The 25,537-nt window shown below is 71.3% G+C and carries 23 protein-coding genes; 15 read left to right on the plus strand and 8 right to left on the minus strand.

Going from position 1 to position 25,537, the window contains the following annotated elements; all coding sequences use genetic code 11:
* Positions 1-116: 116 nt before the first annotated feature.
* Positions 117-2,159: a SpoIIE family protein phosphatase gene (locus tag ACGFK0_RS01900; protein WP_392899587.1), complete on the minus strand. Its 2,043-nt coding sequence runs from the start codon at positions 2,157-2,159 to the stop codon at positions 117-119.
* Between the two features lie 223 nt (positions 2,160-2,382).
* On the opposite strand from ACGFK0_RS01900, the gene ACGFK0_RS01905 reads away from it, so the two are divergent.
* The 3 genes from ACGFK0_RS01905 to ACGFK0_RS01915 are packed head-to-tail and all read left to right on the plus strand — an operon-like array spanning position 2,383 to position 5,112.
* Entirely contained in the window at positions 2,383-3,192 is an 810-nt protein-coding gene (locus ACGFK0_RS01905; RefSeq protein ID WP_392898641.1) for a hypothetical protein, read from the plus strand.
* A 43-nt stretch (positions 3,193-3,235) separates the two neighbouring features.
* Positions 3,236-3,898 carry a response regulator transcription factor gene (locus ACGFK0_RS01910; protein WP_392898643.1) on the plus strand — a complete coding sequence of 221 codons (663 nt, stop codon included), beginning with the start codon at positions 3,236-3,238 and terminating at the stop codon, positions 3,896-3,898.
* Positions 3,895-5,112, plus strand: coding sequence for a sensor histidine kinase (locus tag ACGFK0_RS01915; protein ID WP_392898645.1), 1,218 nt, complete (start codon positions 3,895-3,897; stop codon positions 5,110-5,112). Before ACGFK0_RS01910 ends, ACGFK0_RS01915 begins: the two co-directional genes overlap by 4 nt.
* On the opposite strand, the gene ACGFK0_RS01920 is transcribed toward ACGFK0_RS01915, so the two are convergent.
* Positions 5,109-6,923 carry an AMP-binding protein gene (locus ACGFK0_RS01920; RefSeq protein WP_392898648.1) on the minus strand — a complete coding sequence of 605 codons (1,815 nt, stop codon included), beginning with the start codon at positions 6,921-6,923 and terminating at the stop codon, positions 5,109-5,111. The genes ACGFK0_RS01915 and ACGFK0_RS01920 overlap by 4 nt on opposite strands.
* A 249-nt stretch (positions 6,924-7,172) precedes the next feature.
* Here ACGFK0_RS01920 and ACGFK0_RS01925 point away from each other — a divergent pair, with 249 nt between their 5' ends.
* From ACGFK0_RS01925 to ACGFK0_RS01950, 6 genes are all read left to right on the plus strand, one after another.
* The gene (locus tag ACGFK0_RS01925; protein ID WP_392898651.1) at positions 7,173-8,375 is read left to right on the plus strand and encodes a thiolase family protein; all 1,203 of its coding nucleotides are present in this window, start codon (positions 7,173-7,175) and stop codon (positions 8,373-8,375) included.
* Positions 8,376-8,479: 104 nt separating this feature from the next.
* The gene (locus ACGFK0_RS01930; RefSeq protein WP_392898654.1) at positions 8,480-10,567 is read left to right on the plus strand and encodes a 3-hydroxyacyl-CoA dehydrogenase NAD-binding domain-containing protein; all 2,088 of its coding nucleotides are present in this window, start codon (positions 8,480-8,482) and stop codon (positions 10,565-10,567) included.
* A gap of 175 nt (positions 10,568-10,742) precedes the next feature.
* On the plus strand, positions 10,743-12,230 hold the full coding sequence (locus ACGFK0_RS01935) for an amino acid permease (RefSeq protein WP_392898657.1): 1,488 nt from the start codon (positions 10,743-10,745) through the stop codon (positions 12,228-12,230).
* A gap of 72 nt (positions 12,231-12,302) precedes the next feature.
* Positions 12,303-13,139, plus strand: a complete 837-nt coding sequence (locus ACGFK0_RS01940) for an SAM-dependent methyltransferase (protein WP_392898659.1) — start codon at positions 12,303-12,305, stop codon at positions 13,137-13,139.
* Between the two features lie 98 nt (positions 13,140-13,237).
* A complete protein-coding gene (locus tag ACGFK0_RS01945; RefSeq protein WP_392898662.1) occupies positions 13,238-14,587 on the plus strand; it encodes an FAD-dependent oxidoreductase in 1,350 nt (449 codons plus the stop codon).
* Between the two features lie 71 nt (positions 14,588-14,658).
* A complete protein-coding gene (locus tag ACGFK0_RS01950; RefSeq protein ID WP_392898665.1) occupies positions 14,659-15,024 on the plus strand; it encodes a hypothetical protein in 366 nt (121 codons plus the stop codon).
* Between the two features lie 66 nt (positions 15,025-15,090).
* On the opposite strand, the gene dxs is transcribed toward ACGFK0_RS01950, so the two are convergent.
* Positions 15,091-17,028: a 1-deoxy-D-xylulose-5-phosphate synthase gene (gene dxs / locus ACGFK0_RS01955; RefSeq protein WP_392898668.1), complete on the minus strand. Its 1,938-nt coding sequence runs from the start codon at positions 17,026-17,028 to the stop codon at positions 15,091-15,093.
* A 171-nt stretch (positions 17,029-17,199) separates the two neighbouring features.
* Here dxs and idi point away from each other — a divergent pair, with 171 nt between their 5' ends.
* The 6 genes from idi (at position 17,200) to ACGFK0_RS01985 (ending at position 22,405) form a co-directional block, all read left to right on the plus strand.
* Entirely contained in the window at positions 17,200-17,781 is a 582-nt protein-coding gene (idi, locus tag ACGFK0_RS01960; RefSeq protein WP_392898670.1) for an isopentenyl-diphosphate Delta-isomerase, read from the plus strand.
* Positions 17,782-17,977: 196 nt separating this feature from the next.
* The gene (locus tag ACGFK0_RS01965) at positions 17,978-19,285 is read left to right on the plus strand and encodes an ABC transporter substrate-binding protein (protein ID WP_392898673.1); all 1,308 of its coding nucleotides are present in this window, start codon (positions 17,978-17,980) and stop codon (positions 19,283-19,285) included.
* Positions 19,180-20,175 carry a carbohydrate ABC transporter permease gene (locus ACGFK0_RS01970; RefSeq protein WP_392898676.1) on the plus strand — a complete coding sequence of 332 codons (996 nt, stop codon included), beginning with the start codon at positions 19,180-19,182 and terminating at the stop codon, positions 20,173-20,175. The genes ACGFK0_RS01965 and ACGFK0_RS01970 overlap by 106 nt, the downstream gene beginning before the upstream one ends.
* The gene (locus ACGFK0_RS01975; RefSeq protein WP_392898679.1) at positions 20,172-21,026 is read left to right on the plus strand and encodes a carbohydrate ABC transporter permease; all 855 of its coding nucleotides are present in this window, start codon (positions 20,172-20,174) and stop codon (positions 21,024-21,026) included. The genes ACGFK0_RS01970 and ACGFK0_RS01975 overlap by 4 nt, the downstream gene beginning before the upstream one ends.
* A 255-nt stretch (positions 21,027-21,281) precedes the next feature.
* Entirely contained in the window at positions 21,282-21,722 is a 441-nt protein-coding gene (locus ACGFK0_RS01980) for a hypothetical protein (protein ID WP_392898682.1), read from the plus strand.
* Between the two features lie 59 nt (positions 21,723-21,781).
* Entirely contained in the window at positions 21,782-22,405 is a 624-nt protein-coding gene (locus tag ACGFK0_RS01985) for a Uma2 family endonuclease (protein WP_392898685.1), read from the plus strand.
* On the opposite strand, the gene mug is transcribed toward ACGFK0_RS01985, so the two are convergent.
* The 5 genes from mug to ACGFK0_RS02010 all read right to left on the minus strand — a co-directional run bounded on the left by mug (position 22,392) and on the right by ACGFK0_RS02010 (position 25,466).
* A complete protein-coding gene (gene mug / locus ACGFK0_RS01990) occupies positions 22,392-22,955 on the minus strand; it encodes a G/U mismatch-specific DNA glycosylase (protein ID WP_392898687.1) in 564 nt (187 codons plus the stop codon). The two genes, ACGFK0_RS01985 and mug, sit on opposite strands and share 14 nt — an antisense overlap.
* Positions 22,955-23,674 carry a sulfite exporter TauE/SafE family protein gene (locus ACGFK0_RS01995; RefSeq protein WP_392898690.1) on the minus strand — a complete coding sequence of 240 codons (720 nt, stop codon included), beginning with the start codon at positions 23,672-23,674 and terminating at the stop codon, positions 22,955-22,957. Before ACGFK0_RS01995 ends, mug begins: the two co-directional genes overlap by 1 nt.
* Before the next feature lie 45 nt (positions 23,675-23,719).
* Entirely contained in the window at positions 23,720-24,649 is a 930-nt protein-coding gene (locus ACGFK0_RS02000) for an aldo/keto reductase (RefSeq protein ID WP_392898693.1), read from the minus strand.
* 65 nt (positions 24,650-24,714) lie between these two features.
* Positions 24,715-25,050: a hypothetical protein gene (locus tag ACGFK0_RS02005; RefSeq protein ID WP_392898695.1), complete on the minus strand. Its 336-nt coding sequence runs from the start codon at positions 25,048-25,050 to the stop codon at positions 24,715-24,717.
* A 20-nt stretch (positions 25,051-25,070) separates the two neighbouring features.
* Positions 25,071-25,466 (minus strand): ATP-binding protein, encoded by a 396-nt coding sequence (locus ACGFK0_RS02010; RefSeq protein WP_392898698.1) that lies wholly within the window; start codon positions 25,464-25,466, stop codon positions 25,071-25,073.
* Between the last annotated feature and the right edge of the window lie 71 nt (positions 25,467-25,537).

Raw genomic sequence — 25,537 nt, forward strand, 5'->3', positions numbered from 1 at the left:
AGCCACAAAACCCACCCCAGGGTTAAACCCGCATTAGCCGCGGTGCTGGACGTGGTGGTGGCGCGCTCTGTCCTGTGGGCGGGGGTGGGTGCCGGCCATGGTCGCGTGGGTGCGGGTCAGTCTTGAGGGTCCCTGACGCGCAGGGCGATCATGGCGATGTCGTCGGTGCCGGTCGGTGGGCGGTGCTCCAGGAGGCCGTCGCAGAAATGCTCCAGGGGGCCGGGCGCGAGGGCGGATGCTCGGCTGCGGAGCCGGGAAAGGCTCGTGTCCGGGTCTTCGTCGGAGCGTTCGACGAGGCCGTCGGTGTAGAGCAGGAGGGTGGAGCCGGGTGGAAGGGGCTCGGTCGCGCTGCGGTAGGGCCTGTTGACCGGGACGCCCAGCAGGGGGTTGGTGGCGCCCTTTAGGAAACGGCCGCGGCCGCCGGGGGTGAACAGGAGTGGTGGGGGGTGTCCGGCCGCGGCGTGGGTGAACTGCCATCGGCCGGGTTCGGGTTGCTCGATTCTGGACAGGATGCAGGTCGCGGTGGTGTCGGGGGCGACCGTCTCCATGGCGGTGTTGAGGCGGCGCAGGATCTCGCCGGGCGGGGCGATGCGGTCGGCGGTCAGGGCCCGCAGCATGTTGCGCAGCTGGCTCATGCCGACGGCGGCACCCAGATCGTGGCCGGCCACGTCGCCGATGGCCAGGACCGTCGCGCCGTCGGGCAGGACGAACGAGTCGTACCAGTCGCCGCCCACCTCGGCCGCCGCGGGGCTGGCCCGGTACCGGGCGACGATGTCCAGATCGGCGAGCTCGGGCGGGTCGGCGAGCTGGCCGTGCTGGAGGGCCAGGGCCACCTGCTGGGCGCGGTGGAACCGGATGGCGCCGCTCAGCGCATCGTGGGTGTGCTCGAAGATCTGCCGAATGAGAGCGATGTCGTCCGGCCCGAGGGGCGCGCGGTCGTCGCGCCGGGAGGCGGTGACCGCCGCCGCCACGGTGCCGTCCACGACGACCGGCATCAGCACGACGCTGGTGGCCTTGACCTCGGTCAGCCAGGCGGCGGTGCTCTTGGGCAGCAGGTCGGCCGGCGGCCGGCCCGGCGGGAACGTGCGGTACAGCGGACGGCGCTTCAGCAGCGCGCGGATGAACCCGCTGTCGGGGGCGAACCCCTCGTCACCGGCCGGGGGCCGGCGGGGCAGGCCGTCCCGCGCGGCGGTGGCGATGCGCCGGCCGACGATCGGGGCGCCGGGGGGACGGTCGACCAGATCGGGGAGCAGGTGCACGCCGCAGCCGTCGGCCAGGGCGGGGACGAGCACGTCGGCGAGCGCGGCGAACATCTCGGCCAGTCCGGCATGCTCCGCGGCGGCCGCGGCGGCCCGGTCGAGCAGCTCCTGGCGCTGCTGCCGCCGCCACTGCTGCTCGACATCCGTGCAGGTGCCGATCCATTCCACCACGGCGCCGTTCTCGTACACCGGCGCGGAATTGAGCTCGAAGTGCCGGTACTCGCCGTCCCGCGTCCGCACCCGGTAGGTGTAGTGCCAGGGACGGGCCTGCCGGCGCGTCCGCTTCCACGAGCGGAGCGCCGGCCCGCGGTCGTCGGGATGCAGCGCGGCCGACCAGCCGTCACCGCTGAACTCCTCCCGGCTCTGCCCGGTCACGCGCTCCCAGCCCCCGCTCGACTCGATCACCCCGCCCGACGGGTCCGCCACCCACACGATCTGCGCGCTCATCCACACCAGGCTCTCGAACCGGCGGCGCCAGCGCCGCTGCTCCTCGGTCGCCCGGTCCGCCCGGCGCGTCGCGGCGACCTGTTCGGTGACGTCCACCGCGATCACCAGGACTCCGGGCCGGTCGTGGGTGAACCGGGACAGGCTGAAGGAGAAGAACCGCTCCTCGCCGCCCCCGCCCGCGGGGACCAGGCTCACCAGCGCCTCGACGAGGTTGACCGATTCCCCGGTGGCCAGGACGTGGTCGAACAGGGCGCCGTAGTCCCGCTGCGCCTGATCGCCGAACGCGTACCCGATCGGCTGGCCGAGCGGACGGTCGCCGACGTAGGCCCGGAAGGCGAGGTTGGTGTACACCAGCCGGTGTTCGGGCCCGATGGTCAGCGCGACGGCGACCGGCGCCGGATCGAACGCCTCCAGCGCAAGCCATCCCATCCCACGCCCGCCGGCGTCGTGCATCACGCGTCCCTCCATCAACCCACCGCACCCGGGTGTCCCCTACCCATGACGCCGGGCGATAGCTTGCTCACCGGCTCCGATTTCCATGGCTCGCGCTTCCACGTCCGCCGCCGCCCACATCGCCGTCCGGACCCGGCTATTCATGTCCCGGTGACAAAGCGGGGGCGCGGAGTGTGTGCTTCGGACGCATTTATCCACGTGCGGGTTAGGCGATAATCCGTTCGTGCCCATCCGTACCGCTTCCCCGCTGAACGAGGACTTCCGGCTGGCCATGGCGCTTGAGGATCAGCGCCCGGACGCGGCGGACCAGGTCTACGACGTGTACGGGCCCGAGCTGGTCGAGTACGCCGAGGGGCTGGTCGGTGACCACGACGCGGCGGTGGAGGCGGTCCACGCCGCGCTGCTGGCGCTGTCGGCCAAGGGCGCGGGCGCGGGGACGTTCCGGGACCGGATGTACGAGCTGGTGCGCGAAGAGTGCCAGGATCCGCCCGTGCGGCTGCATCGGTGGCTGGTGGTCATCGGGGTCGCGGCGGGGGTCGTGCTGACCGCCGTGATGCTCGTGCTGTTCGAGTCGACGGACGGGGACGAGACGTCGCCGGTGGCGGCGCCGCCGAGGGTGACGATGACCTCGCCCGCGGCGCCGAGTCCGTCGCCGACGCCGTCCCGGGAGAAGAAGAAGGCGAAGGTTCCGGCCAAGGACGACAAGCCCGCGAAGACGCCGGCGGGGCCCGGGCGGTTGTCGGTCGACGACGCGGACTGCCGTGGGGTGCGGGCGGTGGGGCTGCCGACGCGGTGTGAGATCCGGCTGACGGCGCGGGGCGGAGCGGTGAAGTGGTCGGTGTCGGCGGTCCGGTCCGGGGACGCGCGGATCAGCGCGGACGGGAGCGGCAAGCTCGCCGCGGGGCGTTCGACGTCGGTCGCGGTGACGGTGCGCCCCAGGGTGCTGTGCTTCCTGGACGGAAGCGGCAGCGGGACGGTGTCGTTCGCGCCGGGCGGAACCGCGACCGTCACCTACACCTGCTGGAAGCGCTGAATACTTACCGGCGTTTAACCTCCGGCCGGTCATGCTCGGCGGCATGCGTGTACTGATCGTCGAGGACGAGCGGGTGCTGGCGGACGCGATCGCCGAGGGGCTCCGCGAGGAGGCGATCGCCGTCGACGTGGTGTACGACGGCGATGAGGCGCTGGAGCTGGCCTCGTACAACGAGTACGCCGTGGTGGTCCTCGACCGGGACCTGCCGACGGTGCACGGGGACGAGGTCTGCCGGGAGCTGGTGGAGCGGCGGAGCCCCGCGCGGATCCTGATGCTGACCGCCGCGGGGGACGTCGGCGACCGGGTGGACGGGCTGTCGCTCGGCGCCGACGACTATCTGCCGAAGCCGTTCGTGTTCGGTGAGCTGGTGGCGCGGGTGCGGGCACTGGGGCGCAGGTCGGGGCCGCCGGTGCCGCCGGTGCTGGAGCGCCGGGGCGTCCGGCTGGACCCGCATCGGCGCAGGGCGGCGCGGGACGGGCGGGAACTGCGGCTGACGAAGAAGGAGTTCGCCGTGCTGGAGGAGCTGCTGCGGGCGGAGGGCGGCGTGGTGAGCGCCGAGCGGCTGCTGGAGCGGGCGTGGGACGAGAACATCGACCCGTTCAGCAACATCGTCCGGGTGACGATGGCGACGCTGCGCCGCAAGCTGGGGCAGCCGCCGGTGATCGAGACGGTGACGGGTTCCGGGTACCGGCTGGAGGCGCGATGATCCCGAGGCTGAGTGTGCGGGCGCGGCTGACGCTGGTGTACGGGTCGCTGTTCCTGGCGACGTCGGCGGTTCTGGTCACGGTGACGTACCTGCTGACGGTGCGGACGATGGATCAGCGCCTCTCTGGAAGCGAAGGCCTGGACCCCGCGCTGGTCACGCGGCTGCGGACCCTCTCGTCCCAGGGGAACCTGTCCACGCAGGACGGGATCGCGCAGCTGATCGCGTTGAAGGAGGAGGCCGACCGGCAGTACGCCCAGGAGAAGCGCGACGTGCTGGAGCAGCTGCTGCAGAGTTCGCTGCTGCTGATGCTGGTCGTCGGCGTCCTCGCGGTGGTGATCGGGTACGTGGTGGCGGGGCGGATGCTGCGTCCGCTGCACAGGGTGACCGCGACGGCGCGGCGGCTGTCGGAGAGCAATCTGCACGAGCGGATCGCGCTGGAGGGCCCGCAGGACGAGATCAAGGACCTGGCCGACACGTTCGACCGGATGCTGGACCGGCTGAACCGCGCGTTCGACGGCCAGCGCCGGTTCGTCGCGAACGCGTCGCACGAGCTGCGCACGCCGCTGACGATAAACCGGACGGTGCTGGAGGTGGCGCTGGCCAGCCGCAGGAGCCCGCCGGAGACCAAGGCGCTGGCGGACGTGCTGCTCGGCAACACGGCGCGCCACGAGCGGCTGATCGAGGGGCTGCTGACGCTCGCCAGGTCGGAGCGGGACCCGAGCACCCGGGTCGGCACTCCGCTGCCGGACGTGATCCGCAGCGCGCTCGACCAGCTCGACGATCAGGCCGCCGACGTTGACGTCGAGGCCAGGCTCGCGCCGGCGGTGGTGACCGGCGATCCCGTCCTGCTGGAGCGCTGCGCGGTGAACCTGCTGGAGAACGCCGTGAAGTACAACGTGCGGGAAGGGCGGGTGTGGGTGCGTACCGGCGTCCGGGGCGGCGACGCGTTCCTGCAGGTCGTCAACACCGGCCGGCCCGTCCCGTCCTACGAGGCCGGGACGCTGTTCGAGCCGTTCCGGCGGCTGCGCGCGGACCGGACGGGGTCGAAGGACGGTGCGGGTCTCGGGCTGTCGATCGTCCGGGCGGTGGTGGACGCGCACGGCGGCACGGTCGAGGCGGTCCCGCGGCCGGGCGGCGGCCTGTCCGTCACGGCCCTGCTGCCGCTGTCCGCGGAGCCCTCCCCGGAGCCCTCCCTGGAGGCCGCCGCGCCTTAGCCCGCCCGGCCGGCCTGCTCCGCGCCCACGGCCGGCCAGTCGACGCGTCCCTCGGGCCGCGGCCGGCCGGGGTGTGCGGTGAGCCAGCGGTGCACGACCTTGCCGGTGGAGTTGCGCGGCAGCTCGGCGATGAAGTGCACGTCGCGGGGCACCGCGTACCGGGCGACCTGCTCGTGCACGTAGTCGCGGACGGCGCCCGCGTCCAGCCGGGCCCCGGGCCGCAGGACGACGTAGGCGGCGAGCCGCTGCCCCCATTCGTCGTCGGGGACGCCGACGACGGCGGCCTCGCCGATCTCCGGGAGCCGCAGCAGGGCGTCCTCCACGTCGCGCGGAAGGATGTTCTCGCCGCCCGAGACGACCAGGCCGTCGCCGCGGCCGTCCACGAACAGCAGCCCGCGGTGGTCGACGTGGCCGAGGTCGCCGGTGGCGAGCAGCCCGTCGCGGACCTCCATCGGCTCGCCGGCGGTGTAGCCCTCGAACAGCAGCTCGTTCGCGGCGTAGATCTGCCCGATGGTGGAGCGGCCGAGCCTGGCGCCCTCCTCGCCGAGGATGGCGAGCGAGGTGTTGCGCGGCGGGCGGCCGGCGGTGCGCGGGTCGATCCGCAGGTCCCTCGGGGTGGCGATGGACACCCAGGACACCTCGGTGGAGCCGTAGACGTTGTAGAGCCGGTCGCCGAACGCGTCCATGAAGCGGGTGGCCAGGTCGCCGGGCAGCGCGGCGCCGCTGATCGCCACGATCCGCAGCGAGGACGTGTCGTAGACGGCGCGGGCCCCGGCGGGCAGTTCGAGGATCCGCTGGAGCATCACGGGGACGGCGAACACGGTGGTGTCGCGGTGGGAGGCGACGGCGCGCAGCGTCTGCTCGGGGTCGAACCGGCGGTGCAGGACGACCGGGGCCCGCAGCGCCCACGCCATCTGGAGGGCGGCGTAGCCCCAGGTGTGGAACAGCGGCGCTTCGATGATCATGGTCTGCCGGGCGCGGAGCGGGATCCGGGACGTCATCGAGGCCAGCGGCCACAGCCCGGGGCGGGGCGGGCGGCGGGCGCCCTTCGGGCGTCCGGTGGTGCCGGAGCTGAGCATGATCGTGCGGCTCTGGATCTGCGGCGGCCCGTCCGCCTGCACGCCGGACGCGGGGACCGAGCCGATGATCTCCTTGATGCTCGGGCCCTTCTCCGCCGGGGCGGGCGGGGCGGGCTCGACGTCGGTGCGCGGCGGCGGGGGCGCCAGCGTCCCGGCGGGGACGGGCGCGGCCAGCGGCATCCCGCGCGGGGGGCCGGGGCGCCGGTCGGCCCACAGGACGGTCCGGCGCAGGGCGATGGGCACGTTCCGGAGCAGTGGCGCGAACTCGGCGTCGGCGACGATGAGGGCGGGGCGCAGTTCGCCGAGCACGGCGCGGAGCTGGCCCGTTCCGAAGCCGGTGTTCAGCAGGACGACCTCGGCGCCCCGGCGGCTGCACGCGACGAGCGTCAGGGCCATGCCGCGGTGGTTGCGGCACAGCACCCCGACGCGGGGGCGGGGGCCGTGCAGCGGCAGCCCGGCGGCGAGCCGCGCGGCGCGCTCGTCGAGTTCGGCGAACGTGAGGGCGCCCTCGTCGTCGATCAGCGCGAGCCGGGACGGGGAGCGGGCGGCGGACGCGGCGACCAGCCCGGCGAGCGTGGTGCCCCAGCGGCGCAGCGTGCCGGCCTGCCGGAGCATGCGGCGGGGGCCGCCGGCGAACAGCAGTCCGGTGCGCAGCAGGAGCGCGGTGAGATCGCGGATATGCCCGATCCGCCGGCGTACCCCGGGCCGGTATGTGGGCCTCGCGTGCGTCACCGTGCCCCTCCTCCGGTGATTTCGAGTCACGTTACCCACCCGTCACCGGCCGAACAAGAGCGCGGGACGCCACACCTCCGTCAGTGGTTACTGACGAGTAGTATTTGCGGTTACCGGCGAGTAGCATCGCCGTCGCGGGCACTCGTGCCGCCGGAAACAGGCAGGGGCGGCACGAGGCCCGACACCCTTCACCGAGCCCCACCTTCGCCCCAGCCAGACCGCCACCGAACCCTCAAGAGAGGACGATCCGTGCCTCGTACCGCACGCGACGTCGTGTTCGTCGACGGCGTACGCACGCCGTTCGGCAAGGCCGGCCCCAAGGGCCTGTACGCGGACACCCGCGCCGACGACCTCGTCGTCCGCGCCATCCGCGAGCTCATGCGCCGCAACCCGTCCCTCCCGCCCGAGCGGGTGGACGAGGTCGCGATCGCCGCCACCACCCAGACCGGCGACCAGGGCCTGACCATCGGGCGGTCCGCCGCCGTGCTGGCCGGGCTGCCCAAGAGCGTCCCCGGGTACGCCGTCGACCGCATGTGCGCGGGGGCGATGACCGCCGTGACCACGTCCGGTGCCGGCATCTCGTTCGGCTCCTACGACGTCGTCATCGCCGGCGGCGTCGAGCACATGGGACGCCACCCGATGGGCGAGGGCGTCGACCCGAACCCGCGGTTCCTCGCCGACAGGCTCGTCGACCCGTCCGCCCTGGTCATGGGCTCCACCGCCGAGAACCTGCACGACCGGTTCCCCGGCATCACCAAGGACCGCGCGGACGCCTACGCCGTCCGCAGCCAGCAGAAGGTCGCCGCCGCCTACGCGGCCGGCAAGATCCAGCCGGACCTCGCGCCCACCGCGATCCGCTCCGCGGAGAAGGGATGGGGGCTCGCGACCGAGGACGAGCCGCCGCGTCCCGGCACGACGCTGGAGGACCTGGCCAAGCTGAAGACCCCGTTCCGCGTGCACGGCAACGTCACGCCGGGGAACGCCGCGGGGCTCAACGACGGCGCCACCGCCTGCCTGCTGGCCGCCGAGGACGTGGCCCGCGACCTCGGCCTCACCCCGAAGATGCGGCTCGTCGACTTCTCCTTCGCCGGTGTGGAGCCGGAGGTGATGGGCGTCGGGCCCGTCCCGGCCACCGAGCGGCTCCTCGCCCGCAACGCGCTGACCATGGACGACATCGGCCTCATCGAGATCAACGAGGCGTTCGCGGTGCAGGTGCTGGCGTTCCTGGAGCACTTCAAGATCGCCGACGACGACGCGCGGGTGAATCCGTGGGGCGGCGCGATCGCCCTCGGGCACCCCCTCGCCTCGTCCGGCGTGCGGCTGATGAACCAGCTGTCGCGCCTGTTCGAGGAGCGCACCGGCGTCCGGTACGGACTGACCACGATGTGCGTGGGCATGGGCATGGGCGGAACCGTCCTCTGGGAGAACGTCGGCTGGGAGGGCACCAAATGAGCGACGAAGTCGTTCGGGGGGTCCGGGGGACCGCCCCCGGAGAGGACACAGTGAGCGACGCAGTCGTTCGGGGGGTCCGGGGGACCGCCCCCGGAAAGGACACAGTGAGCAGCCTCGCGGGACTCTTCGCGGACGAGGTCGTCACGCGCGCGTACGTCAGGGACGTGGCGCTCCCCCACGGCGCGGGCACCCTCGCCCTCATCACACTCGACAACGGGCACGACCACACCAAGCCCAACACCTTCGGCCCGAACGGCCTCGCCGAGCTGAACACCGCCATCGACGCCGTCGCCGGACGCGACGACATCGTCGCCGTCGGCGTCACGGGCAAGCCGTTCATCTTCGCCGTCGGCGCCGACCTGAACGGCGTCCCGCTGATCGGGTCCCGCGCGGACGCGCACGCCATCGGCAGGCTGGGCCACGACGTGTTCCGGCGGCTCGGCGAGCTGGGCGTGCCGTCGTTCGCCTACTACAACGGCGCGGCGATGGGCGGCGGCGTCGAGATCGGCCTGCACTGCACGTACCGGACGATCTCGTCGGGTGTCCCGGCGTTCGCGCTGCCGGAGACGTTCCTCGGGCTCGTGCCCGGCTGGGGCGGGACGTACCTGCTGCCGAGGCTGATCGGCGCGGAGAAGGCGCTCAAGGTCGTCATCGACAACCCGATGGCCCAGAACCGCACGCTCGAGGGCGGGCAGGCGTACGACCTCGGCATCGCCGACGCGATCTTCGACTCGGCCGACTTCCTGGAGGAGTCGCTCTCCTGGACGGCCCGCGTCCTGAACGGGGAGATCACCGTCCGGCGGCCCGAGGTCGACAAGGGCAAGGCGTGGGACGACGCGGTCGCGATGGCGCGCTGGAACGTGGACGGCAAGCTCCACGGCGCCGCACCGTCCTTCACCCGGGCACTGGATCTGATCGCCGCGGCCAAGGACCGCACCCGCGACGAGGGCTTCGCCGCCGAGGACGACGCACTCGCCGACCTCATCATGAGCGACGAGCTGCGCGCCGGGCTGTACTCGTTCGACCTCACCCAGAAGCGCGCGAAGAGGCCCGCCGGGGCGCCCGACACGTCCCTGGCCCGCAAGGTCACCAAGGTCGGCGTCGTCGGCGCGGGCCTGATGGCCTCGCAGCTCGCGCTGCTGTTCGCGCGCCGCCTGGAGGTGCCGGTCGTGCTGACCGACATCGACCGGGAGCGCCTGGACAAGGGCGTCGGCTACGCGCACGACGAGATCGGCAAGCTGCTCGGCAAGGGACGCATCTCCCCCGACAAGGCCAACCGGCTCACGTCGCTGATCACCGGCTCGCTCGGCAAGGAGGCGTTCACCGACGCCGACTTCGTCATCGAGGCCGTGTTCGAGGAGATGTCGGTGAAGAAGAAGGTGTTCGCCGAGGTCGAGGAGCACGTCTCGGCCGAGTGCGTTCTCGCGACCAACACCTCGTCGCTGTCGGTCGGCGAGATGGCGTCCGGGCTGCGGCATCCCGAGCGGGTCGTCGGCTTCCACTTCTTCAACCCCGTCGCGGTGCTGCCGCTGCTGGAGATCGTCCGGGGCGAGCGGACCGACGACGCGGCGCTGGCGACCGCGTTCGCGACCGGCAAGGCGCTGAGGAAGTCGTGCGTGCTGGTCAAGGACGCCCCGGCGTTCGTCGTCAACCGCGTCCTGCTGCGGCTGCTGGCCGAGATCGTCCAGACGGTGGACGAGGGCACGCCGATCGAGGTGGCCGAGCGTTCCGCCGCCCCGCTGGGCCTGCCGATGCCGCCGTTCGTGCTGATGGGACTCGTCGGGCCCGCGATCGCGCTGCACGTGAACGAGACGCTGCACGAGGCGTTCCCGGACCGGTTCCCGCTGTCGGACAATCTGGCGAAGCTGGTCGCGTCCGGCAAGTCCGGCGTGTACCTGCCGGACTTCTCCGTCGACCCCGAGGTCGTGGAGATCTTCGCCGGGGGCGCGAACCCGTCGACCGAGGAGCAGGTCCTCGACCGGGCGCTCACCGCGCTCGCCGACGAGATCCGCATCATGCTGGACGAGGGCGTCGTCGCGGCCCCGCAGGACATCGACCTGTGCATGATCCTCGGCGCCGGCTGGCCGTTCCACCTCGGCGGCATCACCCCGTACCTCGACCGGTCGGGCGTCGCCGAAAAGGCGACCGGCCGCCGCTTCCTGGAACCCGGGGTGGCGTCCCTGCCCGCCTAGTCCCCCGCCGCTCCCGAAACCGGAAAGGGGCGTTTCGAACCGGATTCGAGACGCCCCTTTTCCGGCGTTCCCCCACTTCATGGGCATGCCCGCGTTTCGGCCGCGATAAGGCGCGCACATATGGGCATACGGCTGACGGCCGTGTCGAGCACCCGGGAGGCGGAGGGGCCCAAGGATGAACCTGCTGCGCACGAAGTCGGTCGAACAGTCGATCCGCGACACCGAGGAACCCGCGCACCGGCTCCGGCGCGCGCTGTCGGCGCTGGACCTGACCGTGTTCGGGGTCGGCGTGATCATCGGGACGGGGATCTTCGTGCTGACCGGCCAGGTCGCCCGGGACAACGCGGGGCCCGCGGTCGCGCTGTCGTTCATCCTCGCCGCCGTGGTGTGCGGGCTGGCGGCGCTGTGCTACGCCGAGTTCGCCTCCACCGTCCCGGTCGCCGGGTCGGCCTACACCTTCTCCTACGCCACGCTCGGCGAGTTCCCCGCGTGGGTCATCGGCTGGGACCTCATCCTGGAGATGGCGCTCGGCGCGGCGGTCGTCGCCGTCGGCTGGTCCGGCTACTTCGCCTCGCTGCTGGACGACATCGGCATCACGCTGCCGACGGCCATCGCCGACCCGCCGGGCGAGGGCGGGACGGTCAACGTCCCGGCGATCGTGCTCGTGCTGCTGGTCACCGTGCTGCTCGTACTCGGCATCAAGATCTCCTCACGGGTCAACGCCGTGGTCGTGGCGATCAAGGTGTCGGTGGTGCTGCTGGTGATCTTCGCGGGGCTGTTCTTCGTCAAGGGCCGCAACTACGACCCGTTCATCCCGCCCTCGACGTCGACCCCCGAGGTCGCCGGCCTCGACGCGCCGCTGATGCAGGTGCTGTTCGGGGTCACGCCCGTCGCCTTCGGCTGGCTCGGGATCTTCTCCGCCCTCGCGATCGTGTTCTTCGCCTACATCGGGTTCGACATCGTCGCGACCGCCGCCGAGGAGGCCCGCCGCCCGCAGCGGGACCTGCCGATCGGCCTCATCGGCTCCCTCGTCGTCACGGCCGTCCTGTACGCGGCGGTGTCCGTCGTCGTCGTCGGCATGCAGAACTACAGGCAGCTGAGCACGGACGCGCCGCTCGCGGACGCGTTCAAGGCCGTCGGGCATCCCGTCTTCGCCACCATCATCGACGTCGGCGCCGTCATCGGCCTCACCACCGTCGTGATGATCCTGCTGCTCGGGATGAGCCGGATCTTCTTCGCGCTGAGCCGGGACGGGCTCATGCCCCGCTGGCTGTCGGTCGTCCACCCGAGCTTCGGCACCCCCTACCGGTCGACCGTCATCATGGGCGTGATCGTCGCGGCGCTCGCGGGGTTCATCCCGCTCGCCGAACTCGCCACCCTGGTCAACATCGGCACGCTGTTCGCGTTCGTCGTCGTCTCGATCGCCGTGGTGATCCTGCGGGGCACCCGGCCGGACCTGCCGCGCGCGTTCCGCACGCCGCTGGTACCGCTCGTCCCCGTCCTGTCCGTGCTGGCCTGCCTGTTCGTGATGATCAACCTGCCGGTGGAGACCTGGCTGCGGTTCCTGGTGTGGATGGCCATCGGCATCGTCATCTACGCCGCCTACGGCTACCGGAACAGCCGCCTGCAGCGCGCCGGCGCCACGGCGCCCGCCGGAAAGTGAGCACCTTTCCAGAAGCGCGGATGAGCGGGGCCCCGCCGTCATACGATCTTGGACGTCCGCGACGCTCCCAGCATGGACGGTGCAAGGCACATGACCGACGACACCACGCCCGACGGGCCGCCGCCCTCGGACCGGATCGACTCCACCCGCCCCCACTCGGCCCGCGTCTGGGACTACTGGCTCGGCGGCAAGGACAACTACGAGGTCGACCGGGAACTCGGCGAGCAGATCGCCCAGGCGAACCCGCAGGTCGTCGCCATGGTCCGCGCCGACCGGACGTTCATGCGCCGCTCGGTGGCGTTCCTGGCGGAGCAGGGCGTCCGCCAGTTCCTCGACATCGGCACCGGGCTGCCGACCGAGCCGAACGTCCACCAGGTCGCCCAGGCCATCGCCCCCGACTCCCGCGTCGTGTACGCCGACCATGACCCCGTCGTTCTCGCGCACGCCCGCGCGCTGCTGACCTCCACCCCGGCCGGCGCCACCGCCTATCTGGACGCCGACCTGCGCGAGCCGGGCCGGATCCTCACCGAGGCGTCCGCCACCCTGGACCTGGACCGCCCGGTCGCCATCACGCTCATGAGCCTGATGCACTTCGTGACCGACTTCGGCGACGCGCGCGCGATCCTGTGGCGGCTGCTGGACGCCGTCCCGTCGGGGAGCTGGCTGGCCTTCACCCACGCCACCGCGGAACTCGGCGGGCCGCAGGTCCGGGAGGCGTTCCGGACGTGGAACGAGAACGCCGTCCAGAAGGCGCGGCCCCGCGACCGCGACGAGGTCCAGGCCCTCATCGACGGGCTGGAGCCGGTGGACCCGGGGCTCGTCTCCCCGCCCCAGTGGCGGCCGGACGGCAAGGACGGCGCGGAACCGCGGGAAGTGCCGATGTGGGCGGCGGTCGCCCGCAAGCCCTGACCCGGGCGGCGGACCGGGCACGCGGACCGGGCACGCGAGCGGGCCCGTGAGGGGGGTCACTGTGTCCTTTTGTCCGCCGGGTGGGCACAATGGCCCGCATGGCTTCTCCACCTCTCGTCGCGGTGATCGGCTCCGGACCGGCGGGCATCTACGCCGCCGAAGCCCTCGTCAAGCAGACCGACGGCGACGTCCGCGTGGACGTGTTCGACCGGCTGCCGACGCCGTACGGGCTGGTGCGCTACGGCGTCGCCCCCGACCACAAGTCGATCAAGTCGATCGCCAAGTACCTGCAGAAGGTCCTGGAGAACCCGGCCGTCCGGTTCTTCGGCTGCGTGGAGCTGGGCCGCGACCTCACCCGCGCCGACCTGCTCGACTGCTACGACGCCGTCGTCTACTCCACCGGCGCGATGGTCGACCGGCACATGCGCATCCCGGGCGAGGACCTGCCCGGCAGCATCGCCGCGACCGACTTCGTCAACTGGTACTGCGGGCACCCCGACGCCGCCGACCACACCTTCGACCTGTCGGTCGAGGAGGTCGCGGTCATCGGCGTCGGGAACGTGGCCGTCGACGTCGTCCGGATCCTCGCCAAGACGGCGGACGAGCTGCGTGAGACCGACGTCCCCGAGCAGGTCATCGAGGCGCTGTCGCACAGCCGCGTCAAGCGCGTCCACATGATCGGGCGGCGCGGCCCGGCGCAGGCGAAGTTCACCACCAAGGAGGCCCGCGAGCTCGGCGAGCTGCCGAACGCGAGCATCCACGTCAGCCCCGAGGACATGGACCTCGACCCCGCGAGCGCCGAGCTGGCCGAAAGCGACCGGAAGGTCCGCGGCAACATCAAGGCGCTGCAGGCCTGGACGGGCGAACCGGCCGCCGGGCGCGCCCGCCACATCGACGTGCGGTTCTGGCGCGCCCCCGCCGAGATCACCGGCACGGACCGCGTCGAGGGCCTCCGGCTGGAGAGGACCCGCCTGGACGAGACGGGCCGCGTCACCGGCACCGGCGAGTTCGAGACGCTTCCCGTCGGCCTGGTGCTGCGCTCGGTCGGCTACCAGAGCGTCCCCCTCGACGGCGTCCCGTTCGACGAGCGCTCCTTCACGGTGCCGAACGAGGGCGGCCGCATCACCGGCCCGGACGGCGCACCCGTGCCCCGCGAGTACGTCGCCGGCTGGATCAAGCGCGGCCCGTCCGGCGTCGTCGGCACCAACAAGTCCGACGCCGCCGAGACCGTCGGCAACCTCCTGGAGGACATCGCCGGGTCGGAGACGACGCCCAAGCGCACCATCGAGGAACTGCTGGAGGCGCGCGGCCTGCCCGTCGTCACCTACGACGACTGGCTCAGGCTGGACGCCGCCGAGATCGCCCTCGCCGAGGCCCTCGACCGCGGTGAGCGCGTCAAGCTCGCCCGCTGGGAAGCGATGACGTCCGCCTGCCGCGGGCGGGAGTAATCGACCTTCGCGAGAAGATCCCCCGCGCAAGGTAGTGACGGGCGTATCACCTGAGCGCTACGGTGCGGCCTGTGACCGGCGGTCCAGAACTGTACGGGTTCCCTCCACCCGAGACCGTCCCCGACCTCAGGTGGCTGGGCCCCGACTACGTGTCCGTACTCGTGTACGACCTGACGCAGGGACTCCTGCGCCAGGATCCGCGCACGTCCGTGATGGGCGTGCGGTGCGAGGGCGAGCCCCTGCTCGAACCCTCGGTCGACCCGGCGGGCGTCATCCGCGCGCACGACGCCTGCTTCCCGCTGCAGGTCTTCCTGCAGGACGGCGCCGGGCGCCCCTGGCGCCTGCGTGGGCGATGGACGTACTCGGGCCGCGAACTCGGCACGGCCGCCGCGTCCATCACCCACTTCTGGCACCTGGTGTCGGCGGAAGGCGTCTAGCCGCATCCGGGACCGGGATCGTTTCGGCGCCCGGCCCCGGTCCGGTGTCCAGCGCCGGTCGGGCGTCTAGTCGCGGTCGGAGGTCTCCCGGTCCGACGCCGCGGGGTCGTGTGCCTCCGGGGAGGTGATCCGCGCGATGTGCTCGGTGATGTCGCGGGCCAGGGCCTGCGGCGTGAGGCCGATGTCGGCGAGGATCTCACCGCGGGAGGCGTGGTCGAGGAACTCCTGCGGGATGCCGAACGTGCGGATCGGGGCGTCGACCCCGGTGTCGCGCAGGAGGCGGGCGACCGCGTCGCCGACGGCGCCGGTGCGGCCGTTGTCCTCGGCGACGGCGACCAGGGCGTGCTCGCGGGCGAGTTCCGGCAGCGCCGGGTCGATCGGCTTCACCCACCGGGGGTCGACGACGGTGACGCCGATGCCCTGCGCGGCGACCAGTTCGGCCGCCTCGACCGCGGGCGCCGCCATCGAACCGGCCGCGACCAGCAGGACGCGGGTTCCGTTGGAGCCGTCGTGGCGGGCCAGGACGTCCATCCCCCCGGCCTTGCCGATGGCCTCGATGTCGTCGATGGCCGGGCCCTTGGGGTAGCGGATCGCGGTCGGGCCGTCCGAGACGGCCACGCACTCGCGCAGCAGCTCCCGCAGCCGGGCGCCGTCACGCGGCACGGCGACGCGCATCCCCGGTACGAGCTGCAGGATCGACATGTCCCACATGCCGTTGTGGCTGGCGCCGTCGTCGCCGGTCACGCCGGAGCGGTCCAAGGCGAACGTGACGGGCTGCCTGTGCAGCGCCGCGTCCATCAGGACCTGGTCGAACGCGCGGTTCAGGAACGTCGCGTACACCGCCACGACCGGGTGCAGCCCGCCCATCGCGAGGCCGGTGGCGGACGTGACGGCGTGCTGCTCGGCTATGCCCACGTCGAAGATGCGGTCGGGGAACGCCTCGGCGAACGGGGCCAGCCCGACCGGGTAGAGCATCGCGGCGGTGATGCCGACCACGTCGCGGCGCTCACGCCCGATCGCGACCATCTCCTCGCCGAAGATCTTCGTCCAGGCGGGGCCGCCCTTCTTGCGCACGAACGCGCCGGTGGCGGGGTCGAACGCGCCGCCGCCGTGCATGCAGTCCTCGGTGTCGTTCTCCGCCGGCGCGTACCCGCGTCCCTTGGTGGTGATGCAGTGCACGATGACCGGGCGGCCGAACCCGCGGGCGCGGCGCAGCGCGCGCTCGACGGCGTCCTCGTCGTGACCGTCGATGGGGCCGATGTACTTCATGCCGAGGTCTTCGAACATGGCCTGCGGCTGCAGGACGTCCTTGAGGCCCTTCTTGATGCCGTGCAGGGTCTCGTAGGCGACGTTGCCGACCACCGGCGCCCGCGGCACGGTCTTCTTGATGAGGTCGAGGGCGTGCTCGTAGCCCTGGGTGACGCGCAGGTCGGCGAGATGCCGCGCGAGGCCGCCGATCGTCGGCGAGTAGGAGCGGCCGTTGTCGTTGACGACGATGATGACGGGGCGGTCGACGCCGCCCGCGATGTTGTTGAGCGCCTCCCAGCACATCCCGCCGGTCAGCGCGCCGTCGCCGACGACCGCGACCACGGCGCGGTCGGTCTCACCGCGCAGCTGGAACGCCTTGGCGAACCCGTCGGCGTACGACAGCGCGGTCGAGGCGTGCGAGTTCTCGATGATGTCGTGCTCGGACTCGGCGCGGCTCGGGTAGCCGGACAGGCCGCCGCGCTTGCGCAGCTGCTCGAAGTCGTGCCGGCCGGTGATCATCTTGTGGACGTAGGCCTGGTGCCCCGTGTCGAACATGATCTTGTCGTGCGGCGAGTCGAAGACCCGGTGCAGCGCGATCGTCAGCTCGACCGCGCCGAGGTTGGGCCCCAGATGCCCGCCGGTCTTGGAGACCGCCTGGACGAGGAACTCGCGGATCTCCTCCGCGAGCCGAGGCAGTTGAGCGGCGTCCAGTCGTTTGAGGTCGTCGGGACCTGTGATCGACTCCAGCAGGCTCACTCGTTTCAACTCCTCCATCGGGGATCGGGTCTCCCCTGGCTCGGGCGCCGTTCCGAGTTTAATCCCGGTTCGCCCGTGACGCGCCGAAGGCCGCCCGCACGGCGCGTACGAAACGGCTACCCCCCGAGGAAACGACTGACCATACCGGTGGGGATGGGGTAGGAACAGAGCATGGTCGTCGAAGAGATTGTGCTGCTCAACGCGGAGGACGAGGCCGTCGGGACCGCACCGAAGAGCGCGAGCCACCATGAGGACACGCCATACCACCTGGCTTTCTCCTGCTATGTGGTGGATACGCAGGGTCGTGTCCTGATCACTCGGCGCGCCCTGGGCAAGCGGACGTTCCCCGGCGTCTGGACGGGCAGCTGCTGCGGCCACCCCGGCCCGGGTGAGGGGCTGCGCGACGCGGTTCTCCGGCGGCTGAGGGACGAGCTGGGCATTCCGGACGCGTCGTTCACGTCCGTCCTGCCCGGGTTCCAGTACCGCGCGGTGGCCGAGGACGGGACCGTCGAGCACGAGCGCTGCCCCGTCGTGCGGGCCACCGTGCCGGCGGCCGGCGCGGCCGTCCACCCGAACCCGGATGAGGTGGAGCGGGCGGAGTGGTGGACGTGGGAGCGCTGCCTGGACCTCGCGGGGCGGCCCGAGTCCTCGCCGTGGTACCGGCTCCAGCTCGCCGAACTCGCGCCCCTCGGCGCGCCGCTGGAGTGGCCGGACGCCGGACGCCGGGACCTGCCGCCCGCGCTCGGCTGGTAGGCCGGCGGGCGGTCCGGACGACCGCTGCGGCCCTGCGGCCCGGCGAGTACGGCCCGCGGAGAACACGGCCGGGGCGAGCGATTCGTCCCGCCCTGTGACGCGCATCACCGCTTGATCACTTTTCCGTCCCCGGTGTTGACCGGTGCGCCGTCCGAACGGACGCTTGCTTTTCCCGGGGTAATCGAAGGGACGGACGATGCGAGTACGTGCTCCCAGACGCCGCCTGACGGTGTTCGCGGCCGTTGCGATGACCGGCGCCCTCTCCATGTCGGCCTGCGGCGCGAACGAGGAGAAGGGCTCGAACAACGACAAGTCCGAGGTCGAGGTCTTCTCCTGGTGGACCGGTCCAGGCGAGGCCGACGGGCTGAAGGCGATGCAGGCCGACTTCGAGAAGAAGAATCCCGGCACCGAGTTCGTCAACGCTGCCATCGCGGGCGGGTCGGGCACGCAGGCCAAGGCCGTCCTCGCGAGCCGGCTCCAGAACAACAAGCCCCCGGACTCGTTCCAGGGCCACGCGGGCGCCGAGCTGCTCGACTACATCAAGGCCGGGCAGATCGAGCCGCTGGACGACTTCTACGCGCAGAACGGCCTGAAGTCGGTCTACCCGAAGCAGCTTCTCGACCAGATCACCTACAAGGGCCACATCTACTCGGTCCCGGTGAACATCCACCGGTCGAACGTGCTCTGGTACAACCCCGACATCCTCCAGGAGGCCGGGGTCTCCGGGCCGCCCACGTCGATCGCCGAGTTCATCACCGCGCTGAAGGCCGTCGACGACAAGACCGACAAGGTCCCGCTGTCGCTCGGCGCGCAGTGGACGGCCGACCACCTGCTGGAGAACGTCCTGCTCGGCAGCCTCGGCACCGACGCCTACAACGCGCTGTGGGAGCCGGGCGCCGACTGGGGCGGCGCGGCCGTCACCAAGGCGCTGAACGAGTTCGCCGAGATCATGAAGCTCACGACGCTGGAGGCGGCGTCCACCGACTGGCAGGGCGCGGCCAAGGCCGTCGTGGACGACAAGGCCGCGTTCAACATCATGGGCGACTGGGCGTACGGCTACTTCACCGGCGCCGCGCCCAACGGCCTCGGCAAGAAACTCGACGTCGACTTCAAGTACGCGCCCGCACCGGGCACCCAGGGCACCTACATGTGGCTGTCGGACAGCTTCACCCTGCCCAAGGGTGCGCCGCACCGCGGCGGGGCGACCGCGTGGCTGAAGGAGGTGTCCAGCAAAGAGGGGCAGGACCTGTTCAACCCGAAGAAGGGTTCCATCCCCGCCCGCACGGACGGCGACAAGAGCCTCTACACCGGGTACCTCCAGTACGCGCTGGAGCGGTGGACCAGCCCTGACATCAAGCTCGCGGGCTCGTTCTGGCACGGCGTGACCGCCAGCAACAAGTGGCACACCGACATCGACACCGCGGTGGGTCTCTTCCTCCAGGACAAGGACGTGGCCAAGCTCCAGGAGGGCCTGGTGAACGCGGCCAAGAACAGCGGACAGTGAGGCTTCGCCGTACCCGGAAGTGGCTGCCGGGCCTGCTGCTGGTCTCGCCGTCCATCGTCGCGATCGGCCTGTTCGTCTACGGGCTCATCTTCTGGAACACGCGGGTCGCGCTGAGCGGCAAGCACGACGAGATCTCGGAGTACGGGTTCGACGGGGGCGAGAACTTCGTCGACCTGTGGGACCAGCCGAGCTGGCCGGGCGCCGTGCGCAACGCACTGGTGTTCACGGCCGTGTTCGTCGTCGGCGCGCTGCTGCTCGGCGTGTTCCTCGCGTTCCTGATGGACAAGGGCATCCGCGGCGAGGCGTCCTTCCGCATCATCTACCTGTTCCCCATGGCGGTGTCGTTCATCGCCACGGGCGTGGTGTGGCGCTGGCTGATGAACCCGGCGCCGCCGCAGCGCGCGGTCGGCCTCAACCAGCTGTTCGACAAGCTCCATCTGGGGGCGCTGGCGAACAATTGGTGGCAGAACCCGGACTGGGGCATGGCGGCGATGGCGCTCCCGGCGATCTGGCAGATGTCCGGATATGTCATGGCGTTGTATCTGGCCGGGTTCCGCAGCGTCCCCGAGGACCTGCGGGAGGCGGCGCGGGTGGACGGCGCGTCCGAGTGGAAGGTGTACCGGTACGTGGTGTTCCCGCAGCTCCGCCCGGTGACGCTGTCCGCGCTGATCATCCTCGGGCACATCTCGCTCAAGGTGTTCGACCTGATCATGGCGATCGCCGGCAAGCAGATCATCACCTATGTCCCCGCCATCGCCACCTACGTCGAGATCTTCGACCGGCACGATCCCGCCAACGGCGCCACGATCGCCACGTACATGCTCGTCGCGGTGGCCCTCCTGGTCATCCCGTACCTGGTCTGGTCGGTGCGCGGGGAGCGGCGGCGATGACGGCCGCGAAAGCGCCGGCGGCGCGCGGGGCGTCCGGCATCGGGCAGATCGCCAAGCTGGCCGTCCTGCTGGCGTTCGTCCTGCTGTTCCTCATCCCCGTGTACGTGCTGGTCGTCACGAGCTTCAAGCCGCTGGAGGAGGCCGACCCGAGCAGCGCGTGGAGCCTGCCGGACCAGTGGAGCACCTACGGCTGGAGCGCCGCCTGGAGCGAGCTGAAGGGCGGCCTGGCAAACAGCGTCAAGATCGCCGTCTCCGGGTCGATCATCTCGGCGGTGCTCGGCTCGCTGAACGGCTACGTCCTGTCCAAGTGGCGGTTCCCCGGCGCGGACGTCGTCTTCACCCTGTTCCTGTTCGGCATGTTCATCCCGTACCAGGCGGTAATGATCCCGCTGGCCGGGCTGCTGACGGAGGTGGAGCTGTCCGGGACGATCCGGGGCCTGGTCCTCGCGCACGTCGTGTACGGCATCCCGATCTGCACGCTGATCTTCCGCAACTACTACGTGACGATCCCCGACGAGCTGATCGAGGCGTCCCGCGTCGACGGCGCCGGGATGCTTCGCACGTACTGGTCGGTCGTCCTGCCGGTCTCGGGCCCGGCGTTCGCGGTGACGCTGATCTGGCAGTTCACCTCGATGTGGAACGACTTCCTGTTCGCGGTGTTCCTCGGTGCCCCCGACAGCTGGCCGGTCACGGTGATGCTGAACAACACCGCGGGCTCGGGTGCGGTCGCCGTCCAGTACAACCAGCAGATGGCGTCGGCGCTCCTGGCGTCCTTGCCGACCCTCCTCGTCTACTTGCTGCTCGGACGATTCTTCATGCGCGGACTGATGGCGGGGGCGTTGAAGGGCTGATCCCACGAACACGACAACCCGACCGCCTTCTCAGGCGTCACATGGATGATCGAAGGAGATCCGGATGGGAATCGAACGGTTTACCGAACGTCCCATGCCGGACAACTACCCGTTCGCCTCATCCGTTGGCATATCCGCCAAGATGCGCCTAACCTCTCGGGCATCGTCGCCCGGCACACCGGCGTCCCGCCGGACCCCCGGCGATCCCGAGGCGACGGAGACCGGGCGAACACTGGAGGTGACCGCGTGCAGGCGATGAGTGTTCAGCAGCCCTGGGCGTTCGCGATAGCGCGGGGCGGCAAGACCGTCTCCAACCAGGGACTGCCGACCGCCTACCGCGGCCCGGTGCTCATCCACGCCTCCATGCGCGTCGACCTGAAGGCGTGCGACTCCCCGCTCATCCAGGCCGCCGGCTGGGACCCGCGCGACCCCCTCGCCACCATCGGCGCCGTCATCGCCGTCGCCGACCTCGACCACGTCTGCTCCGCGACCGTCCCGCCGGTCGAGCGGGGCTCCTGCGACTGCGGCCCCTGGTCGGACCGAGGCGCCCACCACTGGCACCTCAACGGCGTACGGGCCCTCCCCCGCCCCATCGTGTCCCTCGGCCACCCCGGCCTCTGGCAGCCGAAGCCCTCCCTGGTCGCCGAGGTGACCACGATGTTCGCCACCACCGCCGCCCTCAACAACGCCACCTGAGGGTGAACGGCTCACTACGCTGAGCCTCTGTTCCATCAGGTGAACGGGGGTTCGGAACCATGCGCGTCGTCCATGATCACGGCGGCTTCGGTCGGTACACGCTGGAGGATCTGCACACCCTGGAGGCAGACGGCGGGGGCTTCGAGCTCGAAGACGGCTGGCTGATCGAGTTGGCTCCGAGCCCACGGCACAATATTGCGGCGCGACGGATCCGGGACATCGTCACGGCGGCGGGGGCCGACTCCGAGGTTTTCGTCGACGGCGGCGGCTCGTGGGAGATCAGCACACCGGCGGGCATTCGCAAACCGGACGTGTTCGTCATACCCAACGAGGTTTTGGACGCCGCGATCGTCGATCAGTTCCCAGTGGGCATTTCCGGACGGGACGTTCTCCTGATGGCCGAGGTCATCTCGCCCGGCACCAGCAGCGAACGAACCGACCGGGTCAGGAAGCCCAAGGAGTACGCGGCTCTGGGCATCCCGCAGTTCTGGATCGTCGAGTTCACTCCTCGCCCGAAGGTGCAGGTCCATGTCCTGGACGACGAGGCGCATGCATATCGCCTGGCTCGTACGGTCCACGGCGGGGAGCCGCTGGAGGTCAGCGTCTCGGCGGACAGGCCGTTCACCGTGCGGTTCGACCCGAAGACCCTGGTGGAACTTCCCCGGTACCTTACGGATCTCTGAGTGCGTCGGCGGCGTGGCGGAGGCGGGTGAACTCGGCGGTGATGCGGTCGAGCGGCCAGGACGCGTTGAGTCCGCTCGGGTTGGGCAGGACCCAGATTTTCGCGGGGCCGAACGTCTCGTCCTGGGGGCCGATCTGGGTGCGCGGACGGCCGAACGCGGTGCGGTAGGCGGTCACCCCGGCCACGGCGAGGTAGGCGGGGCGGTGCCGTTCGACGAGCGCTTCGAGGCGGCGTCCGCCCTCGCGGAGTTCTTCGCCGGTCAGCTCGTCGGCGCGGGCGGTGGTGCGGCGCGCCAGGTTGGTGATGCCGAGGCCGTAGGAGGGCAGGAGGTCCTGCTCGGACGGGTCCAGCAGCCGGTCCGTGAAGCCGGAGCGGTGCAAGGCGGGCCAGAAGCGATTGCCGGGACGCGCGAAGTGGTAACCGGTGGCGCCGGAGTAGAGGCCGGGGTTGATGCCGCTGAACAGAACGCGGAGCGCCCCGCCGTCCGACGGAAGGACGTCGGGGATGACACGGTCGCGGGCGGCCTCCAGGTCGGCCTTGCTAGGGCGCATCAGACCAGATTACGGACGATCAGCATCACCGCGGACGTGCCGACGACCATGAGGAGCGCGAGGCGGAGGCGTCCGGCGTCCAGGTAGCGGCGCAGCGGGCCGGCGGCGAGGAACCCGGCGAGGACGAACGGGAGGAGCTCCAGGCCCGCGGTGACCTGCCGGGCGGGGAGCTGCCCGGCGAGGGCGAGGGTCGCGAGGGACAGCAGCGCGCCGCCGATGAAGAACAGCGCCAGGGTCGCACGGACGCGGGGGCCGCTCTCACGCTGGTACAGCAGCGCGATCGGCGGGCCGCCGATGCCGGACGCGGTGCCGGTGGTGCCGGAGATGAGCCCGGCCGCGGCGAGCGTCCGCCGGTTGCGGGGCACCTCCCGCGACCAGGCCGTCGCGGCGAGCGCGGCGAGGACGACGAAGCCGATCACGATGCTGAGCGTGCGGTCCGGGACGGCCGCGACCAGCCAGGCGCCGAGCGGTGTCCCGGCGAGGCGGCCGCCGAACGCCCAGCCGATTCCCCGCAGCTCGACGTGCCTGAACTCCTGGGCGAGGGTCGCGACGGGAAGGACGAGCGCCATGACGAGGATCGAACCCGGCATCAGGGACGGGGACAGCATCGTCACGATCGGGGTCGCGACGAGCCCGACGCCGAGGCCGACGCTGCCCTGCACGATCGCGCCGACCAGCGCGGCCAGCCCACCGAACAGGAGAAACTCGAGATGCGACACGCCGTGGAGGCTATATCCCCATCTTTCCGGTCTGCGATCGCCCCATCACGCCGACGCCTCGGTGAGGCGTTCGAGTTGCTCGTCGGTCAGCGTCGTGCGGGCGGCCTCGACGAGCGGCGGGAGCTGGTCGAGCGTCCGGGCGCTGGCGATGGGCGCGGCGACGGTCGGCTGTGCGGCGAGCCATGCCAGGGCCACGGTCGCGACGGCGGCGCCCTGCTCCTCGGCGACGATGTCGAGCGCGGCCAGGACCTTGCGTCCGCGTTCGGTCTCCAGGTGCCGTGCCGCCTTCCCGGCGCGCACACTGTCCACATTGGCCCCGGGACGGTACTTGCCCGTCAGGAACCCGGACGCGAGGCCGTAGTAGGGCAGGGCGGCGAGCCCGTGCCGTGCGGCGATGTCGCGGCGCGGCCCTTCGTAGGTGTCGCGCGACACCAGGTTGTAGTGCGGCTGGATCGCCACATAGCGGGCCGTCCCCTGGCGTTCGCTGAACTCCAGGGACGCCTCCAGCCGGTCGAGTTCGATGTTGGACACCGCGATCTGCCGGACCTTGCCCTCGGTGACCAGCTCGTCCAGCGCCGTCATGATCTCCTCGACGGGGACGGACGGGTCGTCGAAGTGCGTGAAGTACAGGTCGATGCGATCGGTGCGGAGTCGCCTGAGCGAGTCGTCCGCGGCGGCCTTGATGTTCGCCGGGGCCAGGCCCATGCGGTCGGGATGCCTGCCGACCTTGGTCGCTATCACCATGTCGTCCCGGTTGCCGCGAGCCTGCGCCCACTCCCCGATGATCGCCTCGGACTCCCCGCCGCTGTTGCCGGGCGCGGACGCCATGTAGGAGTCGGAGGTGTCGATGAAGTTGCCGCCCGCCGCCGCGTAGGCGTCCAGGATCTCGAACGAGGTCTCCTTGTCCGCCGTCCACCCGAAGACATTGCCGCCTAGGCAGAGCGGAAAAACGTCCAGCTCACCGATCCTGCTCATGTCAGCCATACAGCGATCCAATCAACGCGGTTCGAGGCGGCCATTCCCACGAGCGCGGGTAACACTCACTGCCGCAGCGGCCGGTCTTGCAGGAACCGGTCGATGACCTGCGCGGCATGCTTGATGTCGCCCCCGCAGAAGCACAGGAACCCGCCGCGTCCGCGTGGAGCCTCGTGGAAAGCCCAACCGCCGCCGGGCACCGCCAGCACGCACAGGGACACGGCGACTCCGGCTCCGGAGACGAGCAGCAGCGGCGTCCTCGCCGGGACGGCCTGGGGACGGTAGCTCTTCACACAGCGCCACCCGCGCCGCTCCAGCGCGAGGGCGAGCAGGTCCAGGTACCGGACGGCGGTGTCACGGTTTCGTTCGGTGCGCCACTTCAGGCACCGGAAGCGGATCATCCGGCGCACCTGGTAGCCCGTCAGCGAAGCGCGGCCCACGTGACCTTGCCCCCTTCGTTGAGCGGGCGGACGCCCCAGTCGTGCACCAGTTCGGCCACGAGCAGCAGCCCGCGTCCGGAGATGGCGGCGTGGTCCTCCGCCTGGACGACCGGACGCCCCTCGCCCGCGTCCCACACCTCCACCACGGGACGGCCGTCGCGCTCGTCGCGGAACACCCGCACGACGATCGGCCCCTTCCCGTGCCGCCAGGCGTTGGTGACGAGCTCGCAAACGACGAGCCGCCCGACGTAGTCGTCGGTGATCCCCCACTCGGCGAACCGCTCGGCGAGAAACCGCCGCGCGAGCCGGGGAGCCTCCTCGGTCGGGTCGAGGACGAGCGGAGGCGGAACCTCTGGGGCAAGAGCTGTTGATGGCATGGCTGCGACCTAACGTCGTCGGATTGATCGCCCCCTATTGAGCCACCACGCACGTACTCAGCGTCACGAAG

This window comes from Spirillospora sp. NPDC048823 (assembly GCF_043198445.1).
GTDB lineage: Bacteria > Actinomycetota > Actinomycetes > Streptosporangiales > Streptosporangiaceae > Spirillospora.